The organism is uncultured Methanobrevibacter sp., from assembly GCF_934746965.1.
Classification (GTDB): domain Archaea; phylum Methanobacteriota; class Methanobacteria; order Methanobacteriales; family Methanobacteriaceae; genus Methanocatella.
Window position 1 is genome coordinate 95,414 of the sequence record NZ_CAKVFS010000004.1, and the last position, 14,277, is coordinate 109,690.

The following is a 14,277-nucleotide window of genomic DNA, read 5'->3' on the forward strand; positions in this document are numbered from 1 at the left end:
ATGTTGTTAAATGTTGGGGTTATTGGTGCTGGAGCAATGGGTACTGCTATTTCTCAGTGTATTGCACAAAATACTAATAAATTATTATTATATGCTAGAAGAAAAGAAATATGTGATGATATAAATAATAGTCGTACTAATTGTGAATATCATCCAGGTGTTAAATTACATGATAATATTATAGCGGTTAATGATTTATCCAAATTAAAAGATGTAGATATAATATTTTTATGTATTCCTTCTTCAGTTATGAGGAAAACTATGGTGGAATTAAATGATATTGTATCAGACAAATGTATTTTTGTAAGTACTGCTAAAGGAATTGAAAATAAAACAAATAAAAGAATGAGTGAAGTTATTGAAGAAGAAACGGGAAAATCAGCGGTTGTTTTATCTGGACCAAATATAGCTTCCGAAATGATGAAAAATTTACCATCTGCAACAACAATAGCTAGTATAAAGAAAAAAGACTTGAAAATTGTTGAAAATGTATTAGCTACTCCTAAACTTAAAGTTAATATCAATCATGATGTTATTGGAACCGAATTTTGCGGGATTATTAAAAATATTTTAGCTATTTCTCAAGGGATTTGTAAAGGAATGGGAATTAATGATAATGCTAAATTTGCAGTTTTTACCAAAAGTTACAATGAAACTAAAAATATTATAGAAAAATTAGGTGGAAATAAATCAACAGTTGATGATTATTGTGGTTTTGGTGATATCATAACTGCATCTACACTTAATGTAAGTAGAAATCATACATTGGGAATTTGGTATGGTCAGGGAGTATATTTGGATGAACAAACAGGAGTTCTTTTTGAAGGAAAAAATACAGCAATTGTACTTAAAGAAATTTGTGATAAATTAAATATTGAGTGTTTAACTGTTAATTTTGTTTATGAAGTTATTATTTTAAAGAAAAGTCCTAAAAAAGCTTTTTATGAATTATGGGAAAAATTATAAGTATTTTGTTTAAATGGGATTTATTTATATTTTTTTACTTTCAAGTAAATTTAAGATTTTTTTAAATATAATCAATAGATTTTAATATTTAAATATCTCTTAATATTCTTATTTTTTATAATATTTGCAAATTCGTTATTTTCGAGTTTTATTTTTTGAAAAAAAGACCATACAATTAAATCAGCTATTTTTGCTGTTTTCTTTAAAACTTTTTATGGATTGATTTTTAATATGGTAATACTATTTGAATATTCATATTGTCTAAAAAAGTGGGGGATGTAAACTCTTTAAATTAAAAAGGGAGGTTTAATTTTTCCCTTTTTTATTTTCCTATTTTTAATTGTTTTATTTTGTTTATATTTAATCCAGTTATTTTAGATATTTGTTTTATAGGAATTCCTTCTTTTATCATATTTCCAGCTATTTCTTCTTTTCCTTCTTTTATTCCTTCTTGTATGAGTTTAGATTCTTTTTTAAGTAAGATTTCATTTATGCTTGATTCGTTGATTAAGGTCATTGTTTTCACCTTTTCTTGCGTGTTTTTATTTTGAATAAATATTTCTGTTGTTAGCCACAATCCCCAAAACAGTATTTGTGAGTGTTCTTCTGTTAAGTTATTGATTTTAATAGCTAAGTTACAGATTTCTTCAATTACCTCTTCAGATTCTTTTGTTGTTTTTAAGAATGGTAAGATAATTAAATCTAAGATGTCAAAATCGGTTAGTTTTTCGTTGTTTTTTATTTTGTTTTTTACATTTTTTAATCTTTTGTCACCTTTGTAATTTTTCAAAAACTTCATTTTCTTGGGAGCATAATTATTGTTGTCACTAAATTTAACATTGGTTATTGACTTATTGGGGTCTCCTGTAGATATTATAACAGTGTTTACTAATTTTTTCGTCTTTTTGTATAAATTCATATCATTAATTCCAGTACGGATAATGTTATTTTCAGTCAAATTAGAACTGAAATGTTCATAGTGTACAAATGAATCATCTTCCATTTGATAAACAAAATCCATCAATTGAGAAGTATAATCATCAGTTATTAGTTCAGTAGAATGGATATTTTTAACTTTCGTGCATGTCATTGCAGTGTATTTTTCATTATTTTCTTTTTCTAGCATTTCCAGATAATCAAAGAGATGTTGGCCAAAAAAATATGCCAATTCTTTTAAAAGCCTATCTTGTTTATGAAATACCATGAATGAATTCTCCATTTTTAATTTATTTTTTTAAAATAGTATTGTTAAAATACAATAATACTTTGTAATATGGATTATATAAACTTTATTTTAAAAATTAAGACAATTTTATACTTTAAAAGCAATTTTACTCTATTGGAGCATTTAATTATGAAAGCAATTTTTTAATCTAAAAGCAATATCTAATCTACTTCTTTCTTTTTAAAATATAATATGTAGTTTTTAAAAGAACAATTAGTATAAATAATAAATGACAAATTTTATAATATGATATGTGCTGCACTACTTGCTGGAGGTATTGGAACTCGTTTAGATGTTGGAATGCCTAAGCAATTTTATTTAATAGCAGGTAAACCAATTTTAATACATTCTTTAGAAGCTTTCTTAAAAGTTGATGAAATGGATGAAATTATTGTATCTTCACCAAAAGAATGTATTAATAAGACCAAAGAAGTAATAAAAGAATATAATTTAACAGATTCAAGAATCACTGTTATAAAAGGTGGAAAAAGACGTAGTGATACAATTTTAAATTCTATTAATTATACTATTGAAAATAATTATCCTAAAGATTCTATAATGGTTACTCATGATGCTGCAAGAATATTTGTAACTCCTCAATTAATTAAAGATAGTATTGAATGTGCAAAACAATATGGTGCAGCTAGTGCAGTTATTCCAGCTACAGATGTAATATTTGAATCTAAAAAACAAGGATTATTAACTGATGTTCCTGATAGGCAGTATTTATTACAATCTCAAACACCACAATCATTTAATATTGACCATTATTTAGAAATTTATAATGATTTGTCTGATGAAGAGATTGATAAGTTAGATGAAGCGATGATTTTATTTCACATGAGAAATCATGAAATTAGATTATTTGATGGGGATGGGACTAATTTTAAAGTTACAAGGCCTTCAGATATTAAAATAGCTAATGCAATGTTAAGGGGATAAAATGGTAGATATTGTAATATTTTATGAACTTCCAGAAAGAGAATTAAACAATGCTAATCTTCTAAAAGCAGAATTTGAAAAAAGAGGATATTCTGTTGATATATTGGGTTATTATAATTATAGGGAACTTATTTTTCCAAGAAAATATAAACCAAAATTATTAATTGGTCAAGCAGGTTATAATAATAATGATATTGAAAGATATACAGTTAGATTTAAACCAAAAATTGATAAAATACTCAATTTAAGATATGAACAAGTAATAGCTAAAAGAATTCTTGATTCTAAAGCCCATTATCCAAAAGAATATATGAAAAAAGCTAGTCATGTCTGTTGGAGTGAAAAAATAAAACATGACCTGATGGCAGAGGGAATTGAAGAAAAAAATTTGCCAGTTACTGGTGATATTAAAACAGATTTTTCAAACCATAAATTTGATTCATTTTTCAAAACTAAAGAAGAATTAGCTAAAGAATTTAATTTAGATTCAAATAAAGAATGGATTTTATTTATTTCAAGTTTCACGTTTAATGAAAAGGATTCTAAACGTTTAATGAGTATGAATCATAATTTAGATGATGGTAAATATATGCAAAAATGGAATGTAGAATCAAAAGCTATTATAATGGAATGGTTTGAAAAATTTTTAAAAAGACATCCTGATAAAGAATTTATCTACCGTCCACATCCCGTGGAATTTAATGTACTTGATGAAGATTCTACAATTAGTATTTTGGATGAAAAATATTCAAATTTTCATTACATCAATAAATATGCAATTCAAGAATGGATAAGGCCTTGTGATTATTTAAATACTGTTATAAGTACGTCTATTATTGATGTTTACTTACTTGAAAAACAATGTAACATTTTAAGACCTGTTGAATTAAATCCAGATTTTGATAATCCTCTACTTGTTGGTGCTAAAACAATTAATAATTATGAAGATTTTGAAAAGTTAAATACTCATAAAAACACTGGGGAATTTCCAGTTTCTCGTGAAATGATTAATCAATATTATGATTTTGGAGATAAATTAGCTTATGAAAAAATTTGTGATTATGCAGAAAAAATGATTAATGATGATTCCTTTAAACATGATTTTTATCCAAATCATTCAAGATTCCATAGATTAAAATTTGTAATTAAAAGATCTTTGGATGTTCCAAAATTAATTCCTGCAGTTATTAAATCAGCTATTAAAAATAAATCTTCTACATCTAAAACTAAAGATAATAGGTCAATTTATGAAAAAAATGCTAAAAAAATAAAAGAAATTATTAATCATTCATCATAAGGTCCAAAATCTATTTTTTGAGTTATATGATTGTATCTTTCAGATTCGGGAGGTAAAGTCATATAATCTCCATAAATCTGTGTAAGAATACTGTCAAGATTATTTGGACAATTAACTTCCACATCTTCAAACATTATCTTCTTACTAGGTTTAAAATCTTTTATTTCATAAATTTGTGGGTGATGAAGGGCTGAAATATCACAAACATATCTGCACTCTTTTTCGTTGTATTTATCTAATAATTTATGTGTTTTTTTAAATAATTTTTCTCTTGAAATATTAAATAATTTTAAAAATCCATGACCTATATTAGCTAATGTTTGAACTAAAAGAGGATAACCTTCAAATTTTATAACAGACATTGCAAGTAATCTATCTAAGAAACGGCAACGTTTCACATGGATTAATCTTTTTAGTTTATTATCTGGGACATTGTCTAATACAAAGATATCAATATCAATTCCTAAATCAAAATCTACTTGATTAACCCACCATTCTTCAAAAATAGTATTTTTCAACATAATTTTTGAAAATAAAAAGAAATAATCTTTTGTTTTACTTGTTAAAAAATTATATTTGTCATTAGATTTGGAAAGTGCAACTTTCTTAAATTTTTCATAGTCTTTCCTAAACATTATAATGTCAATATCATCATCCCATGGGATAAATCCCCCATGTCTAACAGCACCTAATGCACTACCACCATAAATAAAATATTCTATATCATTTTTTTCACAAATAGCCATAAAATCTTTTAGAATCATAAGTTCTAATTTTTGTAATTTTTGGATTGTGTCATCAGAATAGTCAGTATAGTGCATTATTTATCCCTTTCAAAAACTTGTTAAATATATAATTTAGTTAAATTTACATATATAACTTTTCTAATGGAAATTTTTATAAATCATGTTTATATAAAGTTTAAGTATAACTGAAATGGGAAGAATATGACTTTTAAAATTAGTGTGATAATGCCTGTTTATAATGCTGAAAAGGATTTGGATGCAGCTATTAATTCAGTAATAAATCAATCTTTAGGTTTTGAAAACATTGAATTAATAATAGTTGATGATTGTTCAACAGATAATTCTAGAAGTATTATAAGTAGCTATGCTGAAAAATATGATAATATTGTTCCTGTTTTTTTAGATGAAAACTCAGGACTTCCAGGTAAACCACGTAGTTTAGGTATTAAATATGCTAGTGCAGAGTATATATCTTTTTTAGATTCTGATGATGAATATCTGCCATCAGGACTTAAATCTTTATATGATACTATTTCAATGGAGGATTCTGATTTTACAATTGGATCACATATTATTAACTTAGATGGGGATAAAGTTAAGGTTAAATTCTTACAAAGTAATGAAAATTTAGTTAATTTAAACCCTTTAGAATCTCAAAAAGTCTTTGATAGTTTAAGTTTAAATTATTTTGTAGCTCCATGGGGTAAAATCTTTAAAAAAGATTTAATTTTAGAAAATAATATAACTTTTCTGGAAGATTCATTATGTGAAGATACTTATTTTTATTTCAAAGCATTAATAAATTCAAATAAAGTTTCTATTTTACCTAATACTCAAGTTTATATGTACAATACTTTTGAACATAAAAAAACAGCTATACATGGGCATGATGTAAAGAAGTTTAATAGATTCTTAAAAGGCATGTATAAAGTTAATAATCTTTTAGAATCAATAAAATTATCTCAACATGTAACAATAGGAGAAAATATTGGAAGTTTGCTTTTAATTTTTTCTAATTTAGATAATAAACATAAAATGGCTGCTGTTAAGGAAATTTACAAATTTGAAAAACATCTAAATTGTAAAATTGATATTCATAGAAGAGAAATAGCTATTTTAAATAATAAAGTTTTAAACAAACAATTTAAACAAGCTATATTTATCTCTAAAGTATATACTTCACTTTACAATAATCAAACAATAAAAAATCTTTATAGGAAATTTAATATTAGGAAAAATAATTAAAATATTATTCACCTTAACTAAAATAAATTTCAATAGTTTTAGTTCTTTTTTATATATTTTTTTATTTCATTAGTTATTTTTAAAAAGAAATCTTTGATTTTAATACAAGAAGTTATATAGTATTTTAATCAAAATTATACATAATATAAATTTAAAAATTACTGTTGATATCATGGATAAAAAAGAGTTAATTAATAAGGGTAAAGTAAAAAGTGTATTTAATACTGATAATGAAGATGAAGTTATCATTGAATTTAGGGATGATATGACTGCTGGTGATGGTGCAAGAAAAGAAGTTATGAGTAAAAAAGGTTCTTATAATGCACTTATTTCTACTAAACTTTTCAAAGTATTAGAGGAAAATGGTATTAAAACACAATTTGTTGATTTACCTGAAACTAATGTGATGGTAGCTAAAAAATTAGAAATGATTCCTATTGAAGTTATTATTAGAAATATAGCTACTGGTAGTTTAATTCGTAAATATCCGATAGCTGATGGTACTAAATTAGAACCACCTATTGTTCAAATGGACTTTAAGGCTGATGAGTTCCATGATCCAATGCTTAATGATTCTATTATTAAAGCTTTAGGATTAGCTACTCAGGAAGAAATTGATGAATTAACTCAAAAAGCATTAAAAATTAATGAAATTTTATCTAAATTCTTTTTAGATGCTGGAATTATATTAGTTGATTTTAAAATAGAATTTGGTAAAGATAAAAACGGTGAAATTATTTTAGGTGATGAAATTAGCCCAGATAGTTGTAGATTATGGGATAGTGAAACCTTAGATATGTTAGATAAAGAATTATTCAGGAAAGGTAAAGATAATGAAGTTATGGATGCTTATGTAGAAGTTTATAATAGGATTATTCCTGATGATGAAAAAATAGAATTGTAAGGAGTTTTTAAAATGATTTTTGATATTGAAGTTAAAGTATCTCTTAAAGAAGGTATGTTAAATCCAGAAGCTACAACTATTGAAAGATCTCTTGCTTTACTTGGTTATGATGTTAAAAATGCAAATACTGTGGATGTTATCAAATTCCAAATGGAAGGTCAAGATAGGGAAGTAATTAGAGAAAATGTTGTAGATATGTGTGAAAGATTACTTTGTAATCCTGTAATTCATAATTATAAAATTAATGTTATTCCACAAAATTCTGCTTGTGGGGAATAAGGAGTTTTTATAATGAAAATTGGAGTAATTAGATTTCCAGGAACTAATTGTGATAGGGATGTAGCTAATGCTATTGAACTTGCAGGTTTAACTCCTGAGTATATCTGGTGGAATCAAGAAAATTTAACTGATTATGATGGTATTGTGATTCCAGGAGGATTTTCTTATGGGGATTATTTAAGAGCTGGAGCTATGGCTTCTATTACACCAGTTATTGATGGTATTAAAGAGTTAGTTAAAGAAGAAAAACCTGTTCTTGGAATTTGTAATGGTGCTCAAATTCTTGGTGAAATTGGACTTGTTCCAGGTGTTTTCATAACTAATGAAAATCCTAAATTTAATTGTGAATGGGTTGATTTAAAAGTTGGAACTACAAGAACACCATTTACTAAAACTTTTAAAAAAGGTCAAACATTACAAATCCCAATAGCTCATGCAGAAGGAAGATTTTACACAGAAGATATAGATTTGTTAAAAGATCAAGATCAAATTGTTTTACAATTTAAAGATAAAAATCCTAATGGATCTATGGAAGCTATCACTAGTGTTTGTGATGAATCAGGACTTGTTTGTGCTATGATGCCTCATCCTGAACGTGCTTGTGAAGAAATATTAGGTTCTACAGATGGATTAAACTTTTTCAAAGGATTTTTATAAGTGGTATAAATGGTAGTTTATTTAGTTGGTGCAGGTCCTGGAGATGCAGATTTAATAACTCTTAAAGCTGTTAAAGCTTTAAATAAAGCAGATGTTGTTTTATATGATTATCTTGCTAATGATGAAATTTTAGAACATGCTCCCGAAGATGCTCAAAAAATTTATGTTGGTAAAAAAGCTGGTGAACATTATAAAACACAAGATCAAATTAATGAATTGATTGTCCAACAAGCTAAAGAACATAATAATGTTGTTCGTCTTAAAGGAGGAGATCCTTTTGTATTTGGTCGTGGTGGAGAAGAAATATTGGCTTTAATGGAAAATAATATAAAATTTGAAGTAATTCCGGGTGTAACTTCAGCTATTGGAGCACCAACTTCACTTGGACTACCGGTAACCCATAGGGCTTTAGCTACTTCTGTTACATTGGTAACAGGACATGAAGATCCCACCAAAAAAGAAAATCAGGTTAAATGGGATTATACTGCAGATACATTAGTTATATTAATGGGTATAGGTAATATTAAAGAGAACACAACTGAAATTATGAAGTATCGTCCTGAAAATACTCCAGTTTGTGTTATAGAAAGTGGTACTTTGCCAAATGAAAATGTAATATTTGGTACTTTAAAAAATATAGCTGAAAAGGAAATTAACACTCCAGCTATTTTAATTGTTGGGGATGTTGTAAATCTTTATAAAGATATTTATAATTATTGAGGTGTAACAATGTGTGGAATTGTAGGTTGCATATTAAAAAATAATGATGATGCAGCTCCTGTTCTTTTAGATTGCATATCTAAATTGGAATACAGGGGTTATGATTCAATAGGTATAGCTACAGTTAGTGATAATGGTATTAACATTAAAAAAGATAAAGGGAAAATTGAAGAAGTTGATGCAGAGTTAGATTTAGCTGATATGCCAGGTTATTATGGTATTGCACATGTTCGTTGGGCTACTCATGGTGATCCAAATAAAATAAATGCACATCCACAAACTGATGAAACTGGATCAGTAGCTATTGTTCATAATGGAATTATTGAAAATTATTTAGATATTAAAACTCAACTTGAAGAAGAAGGTCATGTATTTAAATCAGATACTGATACTGAAGTCATCCCTCATTTAATTCATAAATACATGGATAAAGGTTTTGATTTAGAAGATGCTTTACGTGAAACAGTTAATATAATTCATGGAGCTTATGCTATAGCAGCTATTAGTAAAGATGAACCTGATAAAATAATAGCTACTCGTAAAGACAGTCCATTAATTGTTGGTATTGGTGAAGAAGGTTATTATCTTGCTTCTGATTCTCCAGCTATCTTAAAATATGCAAATAATATTATTTATCCTGAAAAAGGCGAATTTGTTATTATAACTAAAGATGAAATCATTGTTAAAGATGAATTTGATAATGTTGTAGAAAAAGAAATTGAAACTATTGATTGGACTCCTGAAATGGCTGAAAAGGAAGGCTATGATTATTTCATGATTAAAGAAATCAATGAGCAGTCCACTGCTGTTAGAAATACTTTAACTGAAAAAGATCACATTCAAAATATTATTGATGATTTGGGAGATATTTCAAGAATTTGTTTTGTAGCATGCGGTACATCTTATCATGCTTCTTTAACAGGTAAATATCTTTTAGAATCTCTTGCAGGTATTCCAACAGATGTTATTTTAGCTTCTGAATTTAAATATTCTGTAAATACATTAAATGAAAATACATTGGTTATATTCATATCTCAGTCTGGTGAAACTGCAGATAGTTTAAAAGCTTTAGATTTAGCTAATGAATCATCTAAAACATTAGGTATAGTTAATGTAGCAGGTTCAGCTATTACACGCCGTGCTGATTATGTAATACAAACTCAAGCAGGTCCTGAAATAGGAGTAGCAGCAACTAAAACATATTTAAGTCAGTTAACTGCTATTTATTTATTTTCAGCATTGTTTGCTAAAGATGAAAAGTTACTTGAAGATATTCACAGAGTTCCAGATTTCATTGATGAATTACTTAAAGAAACGGATTCAATTAAACAAATGTCTAAAAAATACAAGTTTGCTCGTGACTTTTTCTTTATTGGGAGAGGATATTCTTATCCAATAGCACTTGAAGGTGCACTTAAACTTAAAGAAATTACTTATATTCATGGTGAAGGTTATGCTGCAGGTGAACTTAAACATGGTCCGTTAGCACTTATTGATGAAGGTATTCCTGTTGTTGTAGTATTACCTCCTGGAGAAAATTATAGAAAAACAATGAGTAACTTAGAAGAAGTTAAATCTAGGGGTGCAGATATTTTAGCTATTGGTTCTAAAGATGATGATGGATTAAAATTAAAATCTGATGATTTATTTGATATTAATGGTGAAGTCAAAGAGATAATTGCTCCTTTGGTTTATATTGTACCATTACAATTGCTTGCATATTTTGTTGCAGTTGAAAAAGGTTTGGATCCAGATAAACCTAAAAATTTAGCTAAATGTGTAACTGTGGAATAAGTATCATTTTTGGAATTTAATAAACTTCTATTTTTTATTCATTTTTTATTAATAATTGAATGTGTATGTTGATGATTAAAATATTAATGTTGATGTTAACTATCAATTTATTTAATTAAATGACTTTTATTTTATTATTTTATTTCAAAAACTATAGTTTTAATTAATTCTACTTTTATTATTTTTAGTACTTTCAGGATATCTTATTTTTATTTTCATGTATTTTTTTTATCTTGGAGTTCAATGGGCTGTATTTCTTTTATTTGTAGTTTGTTTTGTTAAATTTAGGTTATTTATAAAAATAAATTATTAAAAGTTAGTTATAATTAAAATAAAATTTTAAATTAGTTTTTAAGGGTTCATCTTTGATTTTTTAAAGTTTCTATTTCATTTGGTTTGATTAATATGGTGGATATATTTGATAATATTTAGTTATCTTTTGTTAACAGTTTTAAAACTTTAATTAATATTCATATTTTTTTTAAGCTTTATATGGTTTATTTCACGTAATTTAGCTTTATTTTAGCTTATTTTTAAATTCAAAAGCTTTTTATAAGAAAACATGTAAATGGTATATTTGCAAGAAAAAAATATTTCTTGATTCATAAGAGGTTTAACTTATGTTTGGTAAAAAAATGAAAATATTTTTAGTTACTCTTTGTTTCATGTTATCAATATCTGCAGTTAATGCAGCTTCAGATGTTAATAATGTAACAACTGTTGGTGATGATTGTGAAACAGGAGATTTGGATGTTGATCCCCCATCGGGAATCAATTTAGAAAACATAGTAACTTATTCTAGTATAAAAAATGTTAATTCTACTTCTGAACCAATTATATCTAGTGAAGATATGTCTATGTATTATAAAAATGGAAGTAGATATGAAGTATATGTTTATCAGGACTCAAATATTATAAGAGCTCATGAAAATACTGCTAATTCTTCAGTAATCTTTAATATTAATGGTATAAATTACACAAGAGAATTAGTAAATGGGAAAGCATCAATTGGGATTAATTTAATTCCTGGAAATTATTCTGTAACTACATTTTATCACTATGGAAATAAATTAATTTCTAAAACAAATAATATTGAGATATTATCTACTATTTATGGTGGGGATATTGTTAAGTTGTATCGGAATGGTACTCAGTATTATGCTATGTTTTTAGATGGTGATGGTAGTCCTTTAGTTGGTAGTAGTGTTACTTTTAATATTAATGGTGTTTTTTATGAAAGGCAGACTAATGCTAGTGGTGTAGCTAGATTAAACATTAATTTACTCCCTGGAAAATATATATTGACTGCAATTCATCCCAATGGATTGAAATATGGAAATAATATCGAGATATGGTCTACTATTTATGGTGGGGATATTGTTAAGTTGTATCGGAATGGTACTCAGTATTATGCTATGTTTTTAGATGGTGATGGTAGTCCTTTAGTTGGTAGTAGTGTTACTTTTAATATTAATGGTGTTTTTTATGAAAGGCAGACTAATGCTAGTGGTGTAGCTAGATTAAACATTAATTTACTCCCTGGAAAATATATATTGACTGCAATTCATCAAAATGGTGAAGAAAAATCAGATAATATTACTGTATTATCTACTATTTCAGCAGAAAACATTACTTTAACTGAAAATGTGGAAGGTATATTAACATTAAAAACATTTGATGGAACAAATAATGTTTCAATAGTAGTTAATGGCATTGAATATATTGTTCAAACTGATAAAGAAGGAATAGCTACTTTAAAACTTAATTTAACTAAAGGAACATATGTGGCACATTCTACAAACTTAAAGTCTAAAGAAGAATTGGACACTACAATTTATGTGGTACAAAATCCTGATTTAGTTCAATATTATGATTGTTATGGAGTATCTCCTGATGGAAAATATATCATGTCTATTGGAAGACCTTCAGCATCTGGAGAATTATCTGCATATGGTTATAAATTTTATAAATCAGTATTTACTAGAATATGTCCATGTTGTGGAAGTGATAAACTTTACTGGGGAATATTTTGGGCAGGAAGCGAAACAGCTAACTGGGGAGTTTTCCCAGCTACAGGTAATAAAGAATCAGGAAGTGCAGAAGGACATATTTTCTGTGCTTATTGTGATGCAGATTTCTCAGCTATTGATGGTAAAAATCATGGTGGAGATGGTAAAAACCTAAAGAAAGTTTCATCAACTACTGCTTCTTCTAAAGATGAGGCATATTTGTTAAAAAATGGAAAAATAGTTTATTCTTCTGAAGATATAATCTCATAATTTCCATTTTTTACTTTTTCTAATTTTTTAATCATATCAAGAATTCTATTTCTAGAGTTATTTTTTAAATCTTGTTTTTCCTGATAGTTTTTTTCACATTCTAAAATATAAAATGCTTCTTTGGAAGTTGTAGATGGAATATTCATTTTAACTAAATTACGTTCAACACGTCTTTTTAATTTTTCATCATCCATTTTCTTAGTTAAAAAGATCGGTGTTTTAACAGCTGAAGATATTTTAGTATTATGTCTTGCATTGTGTCTTACTTCTGTTCTTTTATCTAAAATAACATCACTATTATTATTTAATCCATGATCTCTAAATGGGATACCTACATCAGATAGTGCAATTCTAATTTCATCATTTTTTGGAAGGGATTTATCTAACATTTTTGGATTTGGACTAGCTAAGGTTCCTCCCTGTTTTCTTCCAAAAATAGGGCCTTGTCCAACATGGAATCCAGCTTCTATAAATCCTGCTCGAACTGGTGCAGATGAAGTATAAGTAGCTATAATACCAGTATCTTTGATTACACGTTTAAATTCTTTAAAAAAATCTAATGAAAATAATTCTGGAGCCATATTTTGACTAAATGGATCTAAAAATATCGCATCATAATAATTGTCCTTTAGATTCTGAATAGTCTGTCTTGCATCTTCAATATACACATTAATGTTAATATTTTTAGGAATCTCTTGTTTTTCATAGTTAATACTAGCATAATTCTCTTTAATTAATTGTTTTTCAATAGCTTTTTTAGTAATATCATGTTCTTTAATGGGTGATGGAACTAAAAGTCCACATGCAAGTGTTGCTTTTGAAATTTCAACCATATCTACCTGTAAATTTGAATTGTTACTGTTTTTGATAAAATCAGCTATTGCTGCAGATGAATTATATCCTAATCCTGCACAGATATCTAAAATAGCTATGTTTTCATTATAATTAAATTTCATAGGTTTAATAAATTTTTCAAAGGATTCACTTATTGCACCTGTGGATGTATGAAGTGTTTCAATTTTATGATTTATTTCTTTAGAGTTAATAGAATAAGATCCATCATCAGTTAAAACAAAATATTTTTTGTAATCATCAAAAAAATTAAGTCTAGGATTAATATTTCCATTACTTCTTTCACTTTCAAAACAGCTATTAACTAAGTCAAAAATATCATCATTAATTACTCTAGCATTTTTTTCATAACTCATTTTAATCTATTTAAA

13 protein-coding genes are annotated in these 14,277 nt (G+C 26.6%); 10 read left to right on the plus strand and 3 right to left on the minus strand.

Going from position 1 to position 14,277, the window contains the following annotated elements; all coding sequences use genetic code 11:
* Window positions 1-966: an NAD(P)H-dependent glycerol-3-phosphate dehydrogenase gene (locus Q0984_RS04280; protein WP_299524070.1), complete on the plus strand. Its 966-nt coding sequence runs from the start codon at window positions 1-3 to the stop codon at window positions 964-966.
* Between the two features lie 322 nt (window positions 967-1,288).
* On the opposite strand, the gene Q0984_RS04285 is transcribed toward Q0984_RS04280, so the two are convergent.
* Window positions 1,289-2,170, minus strand: a complete 882-nt coding sequence (locus Q0984_RS04285; protein ID WP_299524073.1) for a hypothetical protein — start codon at window positions 2,168-2,170, stop codon at window positions 1,289-1,291.
* Between the two features lie 267 nt (window positions 2,171-2,437).
* On the opposite strand from Q0984_RS04285, the gene Q0984_RS04290 reads away from it, so the two are divergent.
* Window positions 2,438-3,133: a 2-C-methyl-D-erythritol 4-phosphate cytidylyltransferase gene (locus tag Q0984_RS04290; protein ID WP_299524076.1), complete on the plus strand. Its 696-nt coding sequence runs from the start codon at window positions 2,438-2,440 to the stop codon at window positions 3,131-3,133.
* Between the two features lies 1 nt (window position 3,134).
* Window positions 3,135-4,430, plus strand: a complete 1,296-nt coding sequence (locus tag Q0984_RS04295; protein WP_299524078.1) for a surface carbohydrate biosynthesis protein — start codon at window positions 3,135-3,137, stop codon at window positions 4,428-4,430.
* Here Q0984_RS04295 and Q0984_RS04300 read toward each other — a convergent pair.
* Complete coding sequence (locus Q0984_RS04300; RefSeq protein WP_299524081.1) at window positions 4,418-5,251, minus strand: phosphorylcholine transferase LicD; 834 nt, start codon at window positions 5,249-5,251, stop codon at window positions 4,418-4,420. The two genes, Q0984_RS04295 and Q0984_RS04300, sit on opposite strands and share 13 nt — an antisense overlap.
* A gap of 126 nt (window positions 5,252-5,377) precedes the next feature.
* On the opposite strand from Q0984_RS04300, the gene Q0984_RS04305 reads away from it, so the two are divergent.
* From Q0984_RS04305 to Q0984_RS04335, 7 genes are all read left to right on the plus strand, one after another.
* A complete protein-coding gene (locus Q0984_RS04305; RefSeq protein ID WP_299524083.1) occupies window positions 5,378-6,421 on the plus strand; it encodes a glycosyltransferase family 2 protein in 1,044 nt (347 codons plus the stop codon).
* Between the two features lie 172 nt (window positions 6,422-6,593).
* Entirely contained in the window at window positions 6,594-7,325 is a 732-nt protein-coding gene (gene purC, locus Q0984_RS04310; RefSeq protein ID WP_299524086.1) for a phosphoribosylaminoimidazolesuccinocarboxamide synthase, read from the plus strand.
* A gap of 12 nt (window positions 7,326-7,337) precedes the next feature.
* Window positions 7,338-7,604: a phosphoribosylformylglycinamidine synthase subunit PurS gene (gene purS / locus Q0984_RS04315; protein WP_299524093.1), complete on the plus strand. Its 267-nt coding sequence runs from the start codon at window positions 7,338-7,340 to the stop codon at window positions 7,602-7,604.
* A 12-nt stretch (window positions 7,605-7,616) separates the two neighbouring features.
* Entirely contained in the window at window positions 7,617-8,261 is a 645-nt protein-coding gene (purQ, locus tag Q0984_RS04320) for a phosphoribosylformylglycinamidine synthase subunit PurQ (protein WP_299524096.1), read from the plus strand.
* A gap of 9 nt (window positions 8,262-8,270) precedes the next feature.
* Window positions 8,271-8,981 carry a uroporphyrinogen-III C-methyltransferase gene (gene cobA, locus Q0984_RS04325; RefSeq protein WP_299524099.1) on the plus strand — a complete coding sequence of 237 codons (711 nt, stop codon included), beginning with the start codon at window positions 8,271-8,273 and terminating at the stop codon, window positions 8,979-8,981.
* Between the two features lie 9 nt (window positions 8,982-8,990).
* Entirely contained in the window at window positions 8,991-10,775 is a 1,785-nt protein-coding gene (glmS, locus tag Q0984_RS04330; protein ID WP_299524102.1) for a glutamine--fructose-6-phosphate transaminase (isomerizing), read from the plus strand.
* 620 nt (window positions 10,776-11,395) lie between these two features.
* Window positions 11,396-13,054, plus strand: coding sequence for an adhesin (locus tag Q0984_RS04335; RefSeq protein ID WP_299524105.1), 1,659 nt, complete (start codon window positions 11,396-11,398; stop codon window positions 13,052-13,054).
* Here the strand turns inward: Q0984_RS04335 and Q0984_RS04340 are convergent.
* A complete protein-coding gene (locus tag Q0984_RS04340; protein ID WP_299524108.1) occupies window positions 13,027-14,262 on the minus strand; it encodes an MnmC family methyltransferase in 1,236 nt (411 codons plus the stop codon). The two genes, Q0984_RS04335 and Q0984_RS04340, sit on opposite strands and share 28 nt — an antisense overlap.
* Between the last annotated feature and the right edge of the window lie 15 nt (window positions 14,263-14,277).

What these genes read in the sequence shown, in the direction of transcription:
- cobA (WP_299524099.1), top strand. Translation starts at nt 8,271, where the DNA reads ATGGTAGTTTATTTAGTTGGTGCAGGTCCTGGAGATGCAGATTTAATA.
- Q0984_RS04305 (WP_299524083.1), top strand. Translation starts at nt 5,378, where the DNA reads ATGACTTTTAAAATTAGTGTGATAATGCCTGTTTATAATGCTGAAAAG.
- Q0984_RS04285 (WP_299524073.1), bottom strand. Translation starts at nt 2,170, where the DNA reads ATGGTATTTCATAAACAAGATAGGCTTTTAAAAGAATTGGCATATTTT.
- purQ (WP_299524096.1), top strand. Translation starts at nt 7,617, where the DNA reads ATGAAAATTGGAGTAATTAGATTTCCAGGAACTAATTGTGATAGGGAT.
- Q0984_RS04335 (WP_299524105.1), top strand. Translation starts at nt 11,396, where the DNA reads ATGTTTGGTAAAAAAATGAAAATATTTTTAGTTACTCTTTGTTTCATG.
- Q0984_RS04340 (WP_299524108.1), bottom strand. Translation starts at nt 14,262, where the DNA reads ATGAGTTATGAAAAAAATGCTAGAGTAATTAATGATGATATTTTTGAC.
- Q0984_RS04280 (WP_299524070.1), top strand. Translation starts at nt 1, where the DNA reads ATGTTGTTAAATGTTGGGGTTATTGGTGCTGGAGCAATGGGTACTGCT.
- Q0984_RS04300 (WP_299524081.1), bottom strand. Translation starts at nt 5,251, where the DNA reads ATGCACTATACTGACTATTCTGATGACACAATCCAAAAATTACAAAAA.
- Q0984_RS04290 (WP_299524076.1), top strand. Translation starts at nt 2,438, where the DNA reads ATGATATGTGCTGCACTACTTGCTGGAGGTATTGGAACTCGTTTAGAT.
- Q0984_RS04295 (WP_299524078.1), top strand. Translation starts at nt 3,135, where the DNA reads ATGGTAGATATTGTAATATTTTATGAACTTCCAGAAAGAGAATTAAAC.
- glmS (WP_299524102.1), top strand. Translation starts at nt 8,991, where the DNA reads ATGTGTGGAATTGTAGGTTGCATATTAAAAAATAATGATGATGCAGCT.
- purS (WP_299524093.1), top strand. Translation starts at nt 7,338, where the DNA reads ATGATTTTTGATATTGAAGTTAAAGTATCTCTTAAAGAAGGTATGTTA.
- purC (WP_299524086.1), top strand. Translation starts at nt 6,594, where the DNA reads ATGGATAAAAAAGAGTTAATTAATAAGGGTAAAGTAAAAAGTGTATTT.